Source organism: Arthrobacter sp. UC242_113 (assembly GCF_044054585.1).
In the GTDB taxonomy this organism is placed as follows: domain Bacteria; phylum Actinomycetota; class Actinomycetes; order Actinomycetales; family Micrococcaceae; genus Arthrobacter.
On the sequence record NZ_CP171968.1, the window covers coordinates 3,024,008 to 3,037,787 of the forward strand.

A 13,780-nucleotide genomic window follows, 5' to 3' on the forward strand; every position below is an offset into this window, starting at 1 on the left:
GCCAAAGGTGAGAGGTGTCCCCCACATTCCGCTTCCAACGAGGCCGACGACGCCGGCCCCTGGGCAGCGCGGCCCCCTCAGGCAGTGCCCGCCTTTGAGGGGAGCGGCCTGTCGCTTCGGCGGGGCCGGTGCTGGTTCAGTTCCAAGGCACTGGTCACCAGCGCGAAATGGCTGAACGCCTGTGGGGTGTTCCCCAGGTGGCGCCCGCTCTGGACGCCCCATTCCTCACTCAGCAGGCCGACGTCGTTGCGCAGCGACAGCAGCCGTTCGAACAGTTCCGTGGCCTCCCTGCGCCGGCCTGCCCCAAGCAGCGCCTCCACCAGCCAGAAGGAGCAGGCGAGGAATACCCCCTCATCCCCCGGCAGGCCATCGTCGCTCGCTTGGGGCCGGTACCGGAGCACGAAGCCATCCTCCGTCAGTTCACGCTGGATGGCCTCGATGGTGCCGATCACCCGGGGATCGTCGGGCGGGAGGAAGCCGACGCGCGGAATCAGGAGCAGGCTGGCATCGAGTTCGGGCCGGCCATAGCTCTGCGTGAAGGTGTTCCGGCCGGCGTCGAAGCCGTTCGCCATGACCTCGGCGTGGATGGTGTCGCGCAGCGCCTCCCAGCGGTCTGCCGGGCCGGGAAGCCGGGAATCCCGGACCCCCTTGACCATCCGGTCCGCCGCCACCCATGCCATCACCTTGGAGTGGGTGAAATGGCGCCGCGGACCGCGCATCTCCCACAGCCCATTGTCCGGCTGGTCCCAGGCGCCTTCGAGGTATTCCATCAGCGCCACCTGGACGTCCCAGGCTTCGTCGGTGTGCTTCAGCAGCGAGTTGCGGGTCAGCGCAAGGCAGTCCAGCACTTCACCCCACACGTCCAGTTGCAGCTGGCCCGCGGCGGCGTTGCCCACCCTCACCGGCGCCGAATTCTCATAGCCAGCCAGCCACGGCAGTTCCATTTCCGGCAGCCGGCGTTCGCCGTGGATCCCGTACATGATCTGCAGGTCGGCCGGGTCGCCTGCCACGGCCCGCAGCAGCCAGTCGCGCCAGGCCGCCGCCTCGGAGGTGTAGCCGGCGGCCAGCAGCGCCTGAAGTGTCAGGGTTGCATCACGGAGCCAGCAGAAGCGGTAATCCCAGTTCCGCGGCCCGCCCAATTGCTCCGGCAGCGATGTGGTCACGGCCGCAACGATGCCTCCGGTGGGCGCGTACGTGAGGGCCTTCAGCGTGATCAGCGAGCGCTGGACCGCATCTTTGTAGGGCCCGGATACCTTGCACTTGTCTGCCCACTCCTGCCAGAAACGCTCCGTGGAGTCCAACACTTCTTCCGGATCCACGGAGCGGGGCCGGCGCACATGGCTGGGCGCCCACGTCAGCACGAACGGCACCCGTTCGCCGGCCTTCACGGTGAAGTCGCTGACGGTGTGCATGCGCTCGCCCCTCAGCGGGGCGGTGGTCACCAGGTAGGCAGAGTCAGGACCGGCGATGGCGTGCAGACCGTGGCTGTCCCGGCGCACCCAGGGCATGATGTGGCCGTAGTCGAAGCGCAGGGCCAGCTCGCTTCTCATCCGGACATGTCCGCGCAGCCCCACCACGATCCGCACGATGTCCGCCACCTCGTCGCGGGGCGGCATGAAGTCGATGACCCGGACGGCGCCGTCGTCGGTTTCCCACTCGGTTTCCAGAATGAGGGTGTGCCGGCGGTAGCGGCGCCGTGTGCAGCCGCCCCCGGCTGCCGGGGCGAGGAGCCAGCGGCCGGATTCGGGGGTATCCAGGAGCGCATTGAAGCAGGCCGGCGAATCGAACCGCGGCAGGCAAAGCCAGTCAATGGAACCTTCAGTGCTGACCAGGGCCGCGGTGTGCAGATCCCCGACCACCGCATAATCCTCGATGCGTACCATGCCCTTACAGTGCCACAGCAGGTCCCCCGGCACGAGGGGCGGCCGGGTGTAGCCTGAGGTTAGGCGGAGCGGCCGCCGGAGCCTACCCAGCCAGCCTTGCCTCGTTATTCCGGCGCTGCCGGTCTGAAGGGCGGAAGTGGAGCCTTGCGTGGATAGTCGCCTGAATGAAGCTGACGTGGTGGGGCACGTCCAGGACATGCTGCTGGACACCCAGGATGTCCAGGATTTTTTGGACGAGCTGGCACGGTTCACTTCGGAGAGCATGTCCGGGCCGCGCGGGCAGATTTACTGCGGAATCACCCTCCTGCGGCACCGTTCGGCGGCCACCGTGGCCAGCAGCAGCGAGCGCGCACAGGCGGTGGACGAGATCCAGTACCAGTTTGGAGACGGCCCCTGCCTCCGCTCCTGCCGGGAGGGTGTCCTGGTCCACGTTCCGGACTTTGAGCTCGATTCGGAGTTTCCGGATTACAACGACACTGTGCTGAAGAACGGCATCCGGTCGGTTTTGGCGGTCCCCTTCGAGCTGCCCGGCGCCGACGCGCGGGCGGGACTCAACCTGTACTCCGAGAAGCCGAATGTCTTTGACGCCTCCGCCGTGGAGAGCGCCGTCAGCTATGTCCGCCAGGCGTCCAAGGGCCTCCGGCTCGCGGTCCTGCTCGCTCAGCGCAACGAAAACGCGGACAACCTGAGGCGGGCGATGGAGTCGCGCACCATCATCGATACCGCCGTCGGGATCATCATTGCGCAGAACCACTGCAGCCAGGAGGACGCCATCAACCTCATCAAGTCGGCGTCCAGCACGCGCAACCTGAAGCTGCGCGACGTCGCCGCGGCCATCGTGGAGTCCGCCGGCGGCGGCACCGTGACAACCCACTTCGACTGAGTTTCACGGATGAACATCCACATCGGAACGTCCGGCTGGAGCTACGACCACTGGGAAAATGTGCTGTACCCGCCGGGGCTTCCCACCCGGGACCGGCTGCAGCACTACGTGGCACGGTTCAGCACAGTGGAGCTGAACGCCAGCTTCTACCGCTGGCCGCGCGACACTACCTTCGCCGGCTGGCGGACCAGGTTGCCGGCCGGTTTTGCCCTGTCCGTCAAGGCCCCGCGCGGCCTCACCCACGGCAAAAAGCTGTACGGTCCCGAAGTCTGGATCGAACGCATCTCGCGGTGCTGGCACGAACTCGGCGACAAGCGCGCCGTGCTGCTGGTCCAGCTGCCTCCCGGCATGGCGAGGGATGATGCCCGCCTGGACTATTTCCTCGGCGCCCTGCCCGGGTGGATCCGGGTGGCCGTGGAGTTCCGCCATCCGAGCTGGGAGCAGCCGGAGGTGTACGGGCTGCTGGAACGGCACGGGGCCGCCTACACCGTGATGAGCGGCGCCAACCTGCCCTGCAACCTGCAGGCGACCGCACCGTTCGTCTACGTCAGGCTGCACGGGCCCGACCACCAACACTTGTACGGCGGCTCCTACTCGGACGAGGAACTGGGCTGGTGGGCGGACAGGATCCGGGAATGGCGCGCCTCCGGACGGGACGTCTTCGCGTATTTCAACAACGACGGCGGCGGCAACGCCGTGCGCAACGCCGCCACCCTGCGCGGCATGCTGGGAGACGGCCGCGAGTAACAGAGAGCAGGGCGGCAACACATGGGCCCCTGCCCTGTGGCAGAGTGAAGGCATGGACATGGCGTCACAGGAATCACCGTTGGCAGGGACGAGTTTGTCAGGAACGCGCGTCTTCCGCCTGGCCCATTGGCTCTCGGATGCGATCAATACGGCGCGCTTGAAGACCGCCCGGCGCTGGAAGTTCGAACCCAAGACCGTCGCCTACCAGGGCTACGGTTCCACGGAGTGGGTCCGCGTTCTGGGCAGGGTGGTGCTGGCCAGCAAGCCCGTACCCGGCAGCCGGGCTGACCATGCCGCCCGGAACGGCACGGAGAACGTGCGTGGCTGGCGCGCCTTCACCAGCGTTCCCATTCCCCGCTCCGAGGTGGAGATCGAGATCGGGGGAACCGTTACGAAGGTCAGGGCGGACCGCGGCGGGCTGGTGGACATCGACATTCCGGTATCCCTGGCGCCGGGCTGGCACACCGCCGTGCTGCGTTCCGCAGGCGCCGAAGCGGCGGAAGCAAGCATCTTTGTAATTGCCCCCGGTACCAAGTTCGGCATTGTCTCCGACATTGACGACACCGTCATGGTCACGGCACTCCCCCGGCCCTTCCTGGCGCTCTGGAACACCTTCGTCCTGAGCGAGCGGGCCAGGATGGCCACCCCCGGTATGGCCGTGCTGCTGGACCGGCTGACCGTGGAGCATCCCGACGCGCCGGTCATCTACCTCTCAACGGGCCCCTGGAACGCAGCGCCTACGCTCGCACGGTTCCTGACCCGGAACATGTATCCCGCTGGCCCGCTGCTGCTGACAGACTGGGGATTGACCCAGGACCGCTGGTTCCGCAGCGGCCAGGAGCACAAGCGCCGCAACCTTGAACGGCTGGCGGCGGAGTTCCCGCACATGCGCTGGCTGCTCATTGGCGACAACGGCCAGCACGACGAGCAGATCTACTCGCAGTTCACGCAGCACAATGCGGACAAGGTCGCAGCCATCGCCATCCGGCAACTGTCCGTGAGCGAGGCCGTCTTCGCCGGCGGGCACTCTGAAGACGGGGACCACAGCGCCTCGACGGTGCCGTGGATCTACTCCCCCGACGGGGCGGGCATAGCCCGCCAGCTCAGGGAGCTCGAACTGCTTTAGGTGCCCGAACTGCTTTGGAGCGCCAACTGCTTCAGGTGACCGGCCCGCCGTCGGACGTTCCGCCGTCGGGCATCCCTGCGTCCGTCAGCATTCCATCAGCCACGGCACCATCTGTCCCTGCTGCCGCAGCCGCGACGGCGGCATCAGCGGACGCCGCCAGTCTGCGTTCCTCCTGGAGTTCCTGGAACCAGTAGAACGAGGCCTTCGGCGTGCGCACCTGCGTCTCGAAATCCACGTGCACCAGGCCGAACGGCTGCTTGTAGCCGCCCGACCATTCGAAGTTGTCCATGAAGGACCAGACGTAATAGCCGCGCAGGTCGATCGCCTCGGCCTCGCCGCCGGGGGCCGTGGCCCGGAGGGCGGTGCCGAGGTGGTCGGAGAGGTAACGGACCCGCCGCTCGTCGGGGATGAAGGTCCGGTTCGTGGACTTGTCGAGGACCCTGATGTCCTCGAAGCTTGCCCCGCCCTCGGTGATAATCACCGGCGGAAGATTCGGGTACCGTTCGGCCATTTCCTTGAGCGCCACGGCCATGTACTCGGGCTTCACCGGCCAGCCGTAGGCAGTGGTTTCGGTGTCCGGCCACGGTTCGATGTGGAGCGGGGCACCGGGCGTGGCGTCCTTGAGGTCATCCCCCATCGCCTCCGCCATCGCCGCCGGAACGGGGCTGTCGCCCCCGCCCGCCGCCACCCGGGTGGGCATGTAGTAGTTCATGCCGTAGAAATCCAGCGGCTGGGAGATGACGGCCATGTCCTCGTCCGGATGGTCGAAGGACGAGAAGAACTTCCCGAGGCGGATGAGGTCCGGATACTTCCCGGTCAGCACGGGGTCCGCGTAAAGCCGGTTCTGCGCCATGTCCATCGCTCCGGCACTCATCCAGTCAAGGGGGTTGCCGGAGTTGGGCACCACGGGCGAGTACACGTTGGTCATGCCGATTTCTCCGGGCACCCTCGCGGCCCGAAGGGCCTGCAGGGCCAGGCCGTGGCCCAGCAGCTGATGGTGCACGGTGGGCAGGCCGTTGGCGAAGTCGGCCTTCCCCGGGGAGTGCAGGCCCAGGGCGTAACCGTTGGTGGTCACAGTGGCGGGTTCGTTGATGGTCACCCAGCGGGCTACGCGGTCCCCGTATGCGGCCGCGGCGATGGCGGCGAACTCCCCCAGCCGGTAGGCGGTGTCCCGGTTGAGCCAGCCGCCGTCCTCGTCGAGGGCCAGCGGAGTGTCCCAGTGGTAGAGCGTGACCATCGGCGAAATTCCGTTGGCCAGCAGCTCATCCAGCAGCCGGTCATAGAAGTCCAGGCCGGCCCGGTTCACCGCTCCGCGTCCGTCCGGCTGGATCCGCGGCCATGCCAGTGAGAACCGGTAGGAATCGACGCCCAGCTCCTTCATCAGGGCCACGTCCTGTGGCATGCGGTGGTAGTGGTCGCACGCCACGGCGGGGCTGTGGTCGTCCACGATGTTCCCGGGTTTGGCGGCGAAGACGTCCCAGCCGGCGGGTCCGCGGCCGTCCTCATCGAGCGCCCCTTCAATCTGGAACGCGGCTGTAGCCACCCCCAGGGTGAATCCGGTCGGAACCATGGCGGCCAATTCTTTGGCGGAAGGATGCATCGCTGGACCTCTGTGACGTTGTGAAAGGCCGGTGGGCCAAAAACTTCAGATTGCCGGAGTCTACCGCTCCGGGCGCCGCGCTGTCCGGATTAAACCGCGCTGTCCGAATTAAACGCTGCCCGGATTAATCACGGAAATCACGTTGCCGGCCGGGTCCCTGAACCATGCGATATCCGGGCCCATCCCCCGGGCTATCCCCTTTTCGTCCGTGGGGAGGCCGGGATCGTCGTAAATCTTGGTCTGGACCCCAGCCGCGTTGAGCTCGTCAACGGCCGCCTCGACGTCGTCGACCACTAGGTTCAGGACGGTGAAGGTGGCCGGCTCATGGTTGTCCTTGGGGTAGACAAAAATCCTGTGGCCCTCGGGCATGGACAGCTCCAGCGTGCCCATTGCGCCGTCGGACACGGCCAGGCCCAGCGTCTGCCCGTAGAACTCCCGGGCGCGCGCCACGTCGTCAACGCTGAAGCTGGAAAACCAACCCTTGGGCGCAAACATGGACTTCTCCTTCGACGGCTCCGGTCCTTCCACAGCTCCGGTCCATTGACAGCTCCCGTCCTTCGTGAGCTCACGTCGACGGTGGTACCTCTGGACTGCGGTACCTCCCAGAATGGCACAGGCCCGGGCCGCTGACGAGGGCCCCCGGAAGCGAGGCCGTTGCGCAGTCCAGCCACCAACCGGTCTTGACCGGCGCTGGTAGGGTCTGCGGCATGGATGAAAAATTGGGGAAGTTCATCGATAATTTCGCGCAGCTGGTGCAGATCGCCCAGTCCGGGCAGCACCGCGTAAAGGCCGGACGGCAGCTGCTGACAACAATCACCGGACATCTGGCGGTGCCGGCTGAATCACTTGCTGTGGTGGTGGAGGAGGTTCCGGCGCACCGGTTCGTGGACGCAGACATCCTGATGGCCGAGCTCGCCGCCGAGGACCCGGAGTTCCGGCTGGTGGGCATCGGCGGCGGCGACCAGCGCCACCACCAGTCCCTGAGCGACATGCTCCAGCACTCGCAGTTCTTCCCGCAGTTTCCGTTGTCGCAGCCCGATTACATCAACCTGGCTGTGGGGCCGGATGAACAGCGGCAGGCCGTGGCGCTGGGCCTGTGGTTGTTCAGGCAAGCGGGCAGCCCTGTTGCTGTCCTGCAGCGGGACGCGGCCCCGCGGTACGGGCGGCAGACGGCGTGCCTCGAGGTTCTGGCTGCCGACGCCAAGAGTGCCGCGGACTTCCTGGCCGAGTTCCGCCGGCGCATGCAGCGCGGCAGCGTCCTGAAGGGCCAGGTTATTTCCCTGGTCATGGGAGAGTACGGGCCCAGCACCGGAGGCGTGACGTTCCACGCACGGCCGGAGCTGACCGCCTCGGACGTCATCCTGCCCCAGGGGCTGCTCCAGAAAGTGGCTGATCACGCCCTCGGCATCGCCGCCCACCGGGAGTCGCTGAACGAATACGGCCAGCACCTCAAGCGGGGCATCCTGCTGTACGGCAAACCGGGGACCGGCAAAACCCACACGGTGCGGTACCTGCTGAGCCAGAGTGCAGGCATCACCGCGATCCTGCTGTCCGGAGGCTCCCTGGCCAGGATCTCCGAGGCGGCCGCGATGGCCCGGGCCCTCCAGCCCTCGATCGTTGTGCTTGAGGACTGCGACCTGATCGCCGAGGACCGGAGCTTCGGGCACGGGCCGCAGCCGCTGCTTTTCGAGGTCCTGGACGCCATGGACGGCCTGGACCACGACGCCGACGTCGCATTCGTCCTCACCACCAACCGCGTGGACATGCTCGAACGCGCCCTCGCCCAGCGCCCCGGCCGTGTGGACCTCGCCGTGGATATCCCGCTGCCGGCCGCGGACGAGCGCGTCGGGCTGGTGACGCTGTATGCGCGCAGCATTCCGTTCAGTCCTGAGGCTGTCCGGGACGCCGCCGCCCGCACCGAAGGAACAACGGCCTCCTTCGCGCGCGAACTGGTCCGCCGTGCCGTCGTGCGTGCCGCACTGGACGCCGCGCCCGTGTCGGACAGTCACCTGCTCGGGGCGGTGGAAGAACTGATGGCCGACGGCGAGACCCTCACCAGGAGCCTGCTGGGCAGCGGCCCCGCCGGCGGCGGGGACGGGCAGGGCGGCTTCGGCGGTGTCGGCTTCCCCGGACCCGGACTGGGCGGGCCGGGTTCTCCCCGGCCGGGCTTCTTCCCCGGGCCCGACTTTGGCAGCGTTGGCTTCGCCGGGCCGGGTTAGTCCACTTACGGGTCAGTCCACTTGCGGGCTGGTCCACTTACCGGTCAGTCCACCAACGGCGGCGGCCCGAAGAGGAATTCGTTGGCGTGGGACACCGCCTTGCGGAAGGCATCATTCCGCAGGCTCACCAGGTTCGCAGCGCCGGCCTCGCCCGGCTCGAGGAACTGGGTGAGGCCAGGGCGAAGCACCCAGATGTCCCCGGCCGGCGGCAGGTAGAACACTCCAAACGTGCGGTGCTGGCGGTCGTCGTCGGACCAGATGGGCACCACGGCCAGCGCGGCACCGGTGGTGGGGTTGATCCACTGTGCGCGGGGAAGCGGCTCCTCATGGGCCTCGGGGTCCAGGAACGGCGCAGTGCCCTTGCCCCAGCGCTGCTCGAAGCGCTCATGGAAGGCCGGAATCAGGTGGGAGTCGTAGCGGCGCCAATCGCTCATGGCTGTGGTTCTCCTCTGACGTTCAGGTCGGGTTCAGGCCCAGGGGCCGCTCTCCCACCGGACGGGGGTGACGCGCAGCGGCGGTTCCCGGTGCCGGACCACGTGGACTGGAATGCTGTGTGGCCGGCTGGTGGATGGGCCGGGGGCGCCGGCACCAAGGACCTCGCGGTCGTAGGCCGCCCGGCGCTCCGGGTCCCGAAGCACGGAGAAGGCCTGCATGACGAGTTGCAGTTCGGCCGGTACCGCTTCACCGTTGGCGAGATCCGGATGGTGGCGGCGCATCAGCGCGCGGTAGGCGCGGGCGATTTCCTGCTGCGACGCGCGGTGCGGAATCTGCAGCACGGCATAGTAGTCCGGTGCGGGTCTGGTCATCTCTGAAGCCTGTTGGCGTGGTTATTTGCTGCTGCCGTGGCCGGGACGGCCGTGGCTGGGGCGGCCTTCGGGTAGGTGAAGGCCACCCCAGCCAGCGCGGCGGCCTGCTACGTCCCGATCTGATGCAGCTGGCCCTTGCTTTCGATCTCGATCTTCCGTGGCTTTGCCTGCTCGGCGACCGGGATCCGGAGCGTCAGCACTCCAACGTCGTAGCTGGCCTTGATGTTGTCCGCGTCCAGCGTGTCGCCGAGAATGAGCTGACGGCTGAAGACGCCGCGTGGCCGCTCGGAAACCACCAGTTCGACGTTTGGCTGGGTGGCATCGCGGCGCTCCGCCCGGACAGTGAGGACGTTCCTTTCGACGTTCAGATCCACGGCGTCCGGCGAAATCCCTGGCAGGTCAAAGGCCACCACAAACTCCCCGTCTTCCTGCCACGCATCCATCGGCATGGCCGCCGGACGGGCTGCTGTTCCGAAGACCTGCTGGGTGAGACGGTCCAGCTCACGGAACGGGTCAGTACGGATTAGCATCATTTCCCACTCCCTTCAGCATGTGAGGTTTTTGCTGCTACCCACCACCCATTTATCTATGGTGGTGGATATAGATTTTTTATAGCATCAGTGACAAACTTGGGCAAGGGGAAAACCAGGAAAAATTTTGGACGGGGAATCACATGGCCAACCGGGACAGCGCCGGACGCGGGCTGTACGCGATTTCGGTGGTGGCGGAGCTCGTGGGAACTGGCCAGCAGAACATCCGGCTCTATGAGCGCCGCGGCCTGCTGACCCCGGAAAGGACCGACGGCGGCACCCGCCAGTACAGCGAATCCGACCTGGCCGTCCTGCGCCGCATCGGAGAACTCCTGGACGAAGGACTGAACCTGGCGGGCGTGGCGAAGGTGCTGGAACTGGAAATGGACAACGCCCGCCTCCGGCGGCAACTGAAGCTTGCCAGGGCCCGGAACGCCCGCCCGGACGACGGCGATTGATCCGTGCCGGCTACAGCCGGCCGCCGGCGAGCAGGAAGGAATCCTCGAGCAGCTCGGCGAGCAGGCCGCCGTCGACCCTTGAAAGCCGGACGAGGACCAGCTGTGGTGAACGCTCATGGTGCGGCGTCCAGAAATACGTCTCCGGATCCGTGCCCGCGAGAGCCTCGCGCTCCGCGGTTTTGACCGTGAGCACGTCCGCTTCCCAGATGCGGGCCATCAGGGTCTTAGCGAACCAGGCTGGCTGGTTCCAACTGGCGCGCTCGGTCACGCCCGGCAATGCAAGGCAGATCCTGCGGACGTCGGCTTCGGTGGCCATGCTTTCAGTCCGGGGCGTCGGCCTTGGAAAGCTCGCCCGTAACTTCTTCGCCCGGCACCCGGGCGGTGCGCCAGGTGTCGACTGCGATCACGGCACCGAGCACCACCAGCGAGAGTGCCACGGAAGCCACGGCGTCGCTCACCCAGTGATAGCCAAGGTACAGCCGGCTGACGGACGCAAGGATCACTCCGATGATGGCGCAGACAAAACCGACCACAGTTGTCTTCGGTTTCCGGTGCCGGGAAAAGACCAGGAACGCCGTTATCAGCAGAAAGTCGGAGGCCCCCAGAACGTGGCCCGACGGAAACGAAAAGGTGTGGTCTGCGCCGAACAGCATCTGGTCCACTGGAGGGCGTTGCCTGTCGACCGACCTGCCGATGAGCTGCGCCAGTCCCACGCCGGTCAACATTGCCGCCGCCAACAGAATCGGCCGCCAGGCATGCTTCGCCAGGATGCCCCATGCCACCGTGACAACGAGGACGATGATGGGCAGCGCCACGGGCCCGAAGATGACAGCGAGGACAATCATCACCACGGTCAGTACCTGCGAGCGCGTCGTCAGGAGCCACCTCCATGCCGCATCATCCGCACTGGCCAGCCCGTCATGATCCTGTACACCTGAGAGAGCGAAGAAGAAGACGGCTGCCCCCACAACGGCAAGGACGATCGCCGTCACGTAGAGCGCTTTCCGCGCGCTGGGTTCCATATAGCGTTCTTCCACCACAAACTTGTCGTGGAAGACGCGCCACCAGCCCTGCTTGTCCGCCGATTCTTCTGCCACCTGAAAGACCGCCTGTGTGCGCTGGGGAAAACTGCCTTAGAAGTGAAATCCTAAGCCCCCTTACGGATGTCCTTCCCCGCTGTTACGGTAAAACTTCCAGCCCCACGAGGTCTCAGGAGACGACATGAGCACTGAAGGAACCGGCCAGGAAGAGCAGACCAGCGGAACTTCACCGCAGACCCAAGGGGATGGCGTCCCGGACTCCGGCGACGGCGTCGCGGTCGGCGCAGGCGAGCCGAACACGTTTGAACCGGAAGAGGGCAAGGACAGCGGGCGCGCCGGAACCCCCGGGAACGGCCAGGTTGCCACGGCAGACGACACGCCGGACGTCGAGGAGACGCCGGTGGACACCACGGAACCCAGCTGACCCGGACGCGGGCGCGGGCCCCCGCAGAACCGATAGACCTGTTTCCTTAGCCCTGTCCTGAATGGCGGGCCCGGTGGATAATTAGTCACACATTGAAGTGGCAACGGGGCTACGGAGGCTGCCGTGAGGATCATCGGACTGCTTGTGGTCATCTGGCTCATCATCGGCGTATTTGCCGCGTTTCAGCGGGGCTACTTCGGCGGCTCCCCGGACTCGTGCACAGAGGCCGGAACCGTGGCGATCACCATCGCCGCCGGGCCGCTGAACTACATGGGCGCCAACCCCAAGCTGACCTGCGAAGTGCCCCAGCCTTCCAAGTAAGCCCAGCCTTCCAAGTAAGCGCAACCTTCCAAAACAGCCGGCTGCTTACCCGGACGGCGCGTTACCGTTCACTCGCGATTCACGCGCGCGTCCTCGCCTGTCCAAGCTGCCCCGTTAGGTTCGGGGCCATGGACATCACCCGCAGAACACTCATCACCAGCAGCCTCGGCGCCGGCCTCGTCATCGCCCTCCCCGGCGCCGCCGTCGCTGATCCCCGCAGCGCAGAAGCGAGCCTCCCCACAGATCCCTTTACCCTCGGCGTCGCGTCCGGTGACCCCTGGCCCGACGGCTTCGTGCTCTGGACCCGGCTCGCGCTCAACCCGCTCGCAGAAGATGGGCTGGGCGGCATGCCCTCCCGCGTTGTCGCCGTGGCCTGGGAGGTTGCCGAAGACGCTGCGATGCGGAACGTCGTCCAGCGCGGCGTGGAGCAGGCCCGGCCGGACAGCGCCCACTCGGTCCATGCGGAACTGCGCGGCCTGAAGCCTGGGCGCGAGTACTTCTACCGGTTCCGCGCCGGCCGCCACATCAGTCCTGTCGGCCGCACACTGACCAGCCCGGCCTGGTACGAAACGCCGGCGGCCCTGTCCATGTCCTTCGCCAGCTGTGCCCAGTACGAGCACGGGTTCTTCACGGCCTACCGCCGCCTCGCCGAGGACCAGCCGGACCTGGTGCTGCACCTCGGCGACTACCAGTACGAGTACAAGAAGGGCTCCTACGTGACCGGCGGCGGGAACGTGCGCGACCACGAGGGCCCGGAGACGGTGACGCTGGAGAACTACCGCCAGCGCCACGCCCAGTACAAGGCGGACGCCGACCTGCAGGCTGCGCATGCCGCGGCACCGTGGCTGGTGGTCTGGGATGACCACGAGGTGGATAACAACTGGGCGGACGAGGTCCCGGAAAACGCGGACCCGGCCCAGCTGAACAACACTGCGGCCAACTTCAGGAAGCGGCGGGCCGCCGCGTTCCAGGCGTACTACGAGAACATGCCGCTCCGCGCACCGTCCATGCCCGCCGGGGCAGACATGAAGATCTACCGCACGGTTCAGTGGGGCCAGCTTGCCAACTTCCACATGATGGACACCCGCCAGTATCGCGACGACCAGCTGGCCGGGGACGGCTGGCGGAAGAACGTCCAGGAGCGCCTGGCGGAGAACCGGACCATCACCGGGGCCGATCAGGAGCAGTGGCTGCTGGACGGTTTCCGGAAGTCCAAGGCTCGCTGGGACCTCCTGGGCCAGCAGGTGTTCTTCGCCGAGCGGGACCGCAACCGGGCCGCCGACATCGACGATGTGTCCATGGACGGCTGGGACGGCTACGCCTCCTCCCGCCGCCGCATCACCCAGGGCTGGGTGGACGCCAAGGTGCGCAACGCCGTCGTCCTTACCGGTGACGTGCACCGCAACTGGGCCAACGATGTCAAGGTGGACTACAAGGATCCGGACGCGCCGGTGGTGGGCTCTGAGCTGGTTTGCACGTCCGTCACCTCAACGGGCAACGGCACGGGCTCCGTCACGGACCCCACCATGGCCTGGAACGAGCACCTGAAGTTCTTCAACGACCAGCGCGGCTATGTCCGGACCAGCATCACGAAGGACTCCCTCACGGCAGATTTCAGGGTGCTGGACTACGTCAACACTCCGGGCGCGGCGGTCAGCACCAAGGCGTCCTTCCGCATCGACGACGGCGTGCCCGGTCTTCAGCCCCGCGCCTAGCCACCCGCTTCCCGCGAACGCGGGGTCA

At 66.8% G+C, this 13,780-nt stretch carries 16 protein-coding genes; 8 read left to right on the forward strand and 8 right to left on the reverse strand.

Annotated features, from left to right (window positions below):
- Positions 1–77: 77 nt before the first annotated feature.
- The gene (locus ACHMXB_RS13760; protein ID WP_395399103.1) at positions 78–1,883 is read right to left on the reverse strand and encodes a glycoside hydrolase family 15 protein; all 1,806 of its coding nucleotides are present in this window, start codon (positions 1,881–1,883) and stop codon (positions 78–80) included.
- Positions 1,884–2,031: 148 nt separating this feature from the next.
- Here ACHMXB_RS13760 and ACHMXB_RS13765 point away from each other — a divergent pair, with 148 nt between their 5' ends.
- The 3 genes from ACHMXB_RS13765 to ACHMXB_RS13775 are packed head-to-tail and all read left to right on the forward strand — an operon-like array spanning position 2,032 to position 4,639.
- Positions 2,032–2,766, forward strand: coding sequence for a GAF and ANTAR domain-containing protein (locus ACHMXB_RS13765; RefSeq protein WP_395399105.1), 735 nt, complete (start codon positions 2,032–2,034; stop codon positions 2,764–2,766).
- 9 nt (positions 2,767–2,775) lie between these two features.
- Positions 2,776–3,513, forward strand: a complete 738-nt coding sequence (locus ACHMXB_RS13770) for a DUF72 domain-containing protein (protein WP_395399107.1) — start codon at positions 2,776–2,778, stop codon at positions 3,511–3,513.
- Between the two features lie 52 nt (positions 3,514–3,565).
- Complete coding sequence (locus tag ACHMXB_RS13775) at positions 3,566–4,639, forward strand: App1 family protein (protein ID WP_395399109.1); 1,074 nt, start codon at positions 3,566–3,568, stop codon at positions 4,637–4,639.
- Between the two features lie 31 nt (positions 4,640–4,670).
- On the opposite strand, the gene ACHMXB_RS13780 is transcribed toward ACHMXB_RS13775, so the two are convergent.
- Positions 4,671–6,239 (reverse strand): GH1 family beta-glucosidase, encoded by a 1,569-nt coding sequence (locus ACHMXB_RS13780; protein ID WP_395399111.1) that lies wholly within the window; start codon positions 6,237–6,239, stop codon positions 4,671–4,673.
- A gap of 108 nt (positions 6,240–6,347) precedes the next feature.
- On the reverse strand, positions 6,348–6,734 hold the full coding sequence (locus ACHMXB_RS13785; RefSeq protein ID WP_395399113.1) for a VOC family protein: 387 nt from the start codon (positions 6,732–6,734) through the stop codon (positions 6,348–6,350).
- A 212-nt stretch (positions 6,735–6,946) separates the two neighbouring features.
- On the opposite strand from ACHMXB_RS13785, the gene ACHMXB_RS13790 reads away from it, so the two are divergent.
- A complete protein-coding gene (locus ACHMXB_RS13790; protein ID WP_395399115.1) occupies positions 6,947–8,458 on the forward strand; it encodes an AAA family ATPase in 1,512 nt (503 codons plus the stop codon).
- Positions 8,459–8,502: 44 nt separating this feature from the next.
- Here ACHMXB_RS13790 and ACHMXB_RS13795 read toward each other — a convergent pair whose 3' ends face one another.
- From ACHMXB_RS13795 to ACHMXB_RS13805, 3 genes are all read right to left on the reverse strand, one after another.
- The gene (locus tag ACHMXB_RS13795; protein ID WP_395399117.1) at positions 8,503–8,892 is read right to left on the reverse strand and encodes a hypothetical protein; all 390 of its coding nucleotides are present in this window, start codon (positions 8,890–8,892) and stop codon (positions 8,503–8,505) included.
- Positions 8,893–8,925: 33 nt separating this feature from the next.
- Entirely contained in the window at positions 8,926–9,264 is a 339-nt protein-coding gene (locus ACHMXB_RS13800; RefSeq protein ID WP_395399119.1) for a J domain-containing protein, read from the reverse strand.
- A gap of 107 nt (positions 9,265–9,371) precedes the next feature.
- A complete protein-coding gene (locus ACHMXB_RS13805; RefSeq protein WP_102974479.1) occupies positions 9,372–9,794 on the reverse strand; it encodes an Hsp20/alpha crystallin family protein in 423 nt (140 codons plus the stop codon).
- Positions 9,795–9,937: 143 nt separating this feature from the next.
- Here ACHMXB_RS13805 and ACHMXB_RS13810 point away from each other — a divergent pair, with 143 nt between their 5' ends.
- Positions 9,938–10,252: a MerR family transcriptional regulator gene (locus tag ACHMXB_RS13810; RefSeq protein ID WP_395399121.1), complete on the forward strand. Its 315-nt coding sequence runs from the start codon at positions 9,938–9,940 to the stop codon at positions 10,250–10,252.
- A 10-nt stretch (positions 10,253–10,262) separates the two neighbouring features.
- On the opposite strand, the gene ACHMXB_RS13815 is transcribed toward ACHMXB_RS13810, so the two are convergent.
- Both ACHMXB_RS13815 and ACHMXB_RS13820 read right to left on the reverse strand, forming a co-directional pair.
- Entirely contained in the window at positions 10,263–10,568 is a 306-nt protein-coding gene (locus tag ACHMXB_RS13815) for an MmcQ/YjbR family DNA-binding protein (protein WP_395399123.1), read from the reverse strand.
- Between the two features lie 4 nt (positions 10,569–10,572).
- On the reverse strand, positions 10,573–11,349 hold the full coding sequence (locus ACHMXB_RS13820; protein WP_395399125.1) for a phosphatase PAP2 family protein: 777 nt from the start codon (positions 11,347–11,349) through the stop codon (positions 10,573–10,575).
- 124 nt (positions 11,350–11,473) lie between these two features.
- On the opposite strand from ACHMXB_RS13820, the gene ACHMXB_RS13825 reads away from it, so the two are divergent.
- From ACHMXB_RS13825 to ACHMXB_RS13835, 3 genes are all read left to right on the forward strand, one after another.
- Positions 11,474–11,716 carry a hypothetical protein gene (locus ACHMXB_RS13825; RefSeq protein ID WP_395399127.1) on the forward strand — a complete coding sequence of 81 codons (243 nt, stop codon included), beginning with the start codon at positions 11,474–11,476 and terminating at the stop codon, positions 11,714–11,716.
- Between the two features lie 123 nt (positions 11,717–11,839).
- Complete coding sequence (locus ACHMXB_RS13830; protein WP_076800319.1) at positions 11,840–12,037, forward strand: hypothetical protein; 198 nt, start codon at positions 11,840–11,842, stop codon at positions 12,035–12,037.
- A 128-nt stretch (positions 12,038–12,165) separates the two neighbouring features.
- Entirely contained in the window at positions 12,166–13,752 is a 1,587-nt protein-coding gene (locus ACHMXB_RS13835) for an alkaline phosphatase D family protein (RefSeq protein ID WP_395399129.1), read from the forward strand.
- Positions 13,753–13,780: the final 28 nt, after the last annotated feature.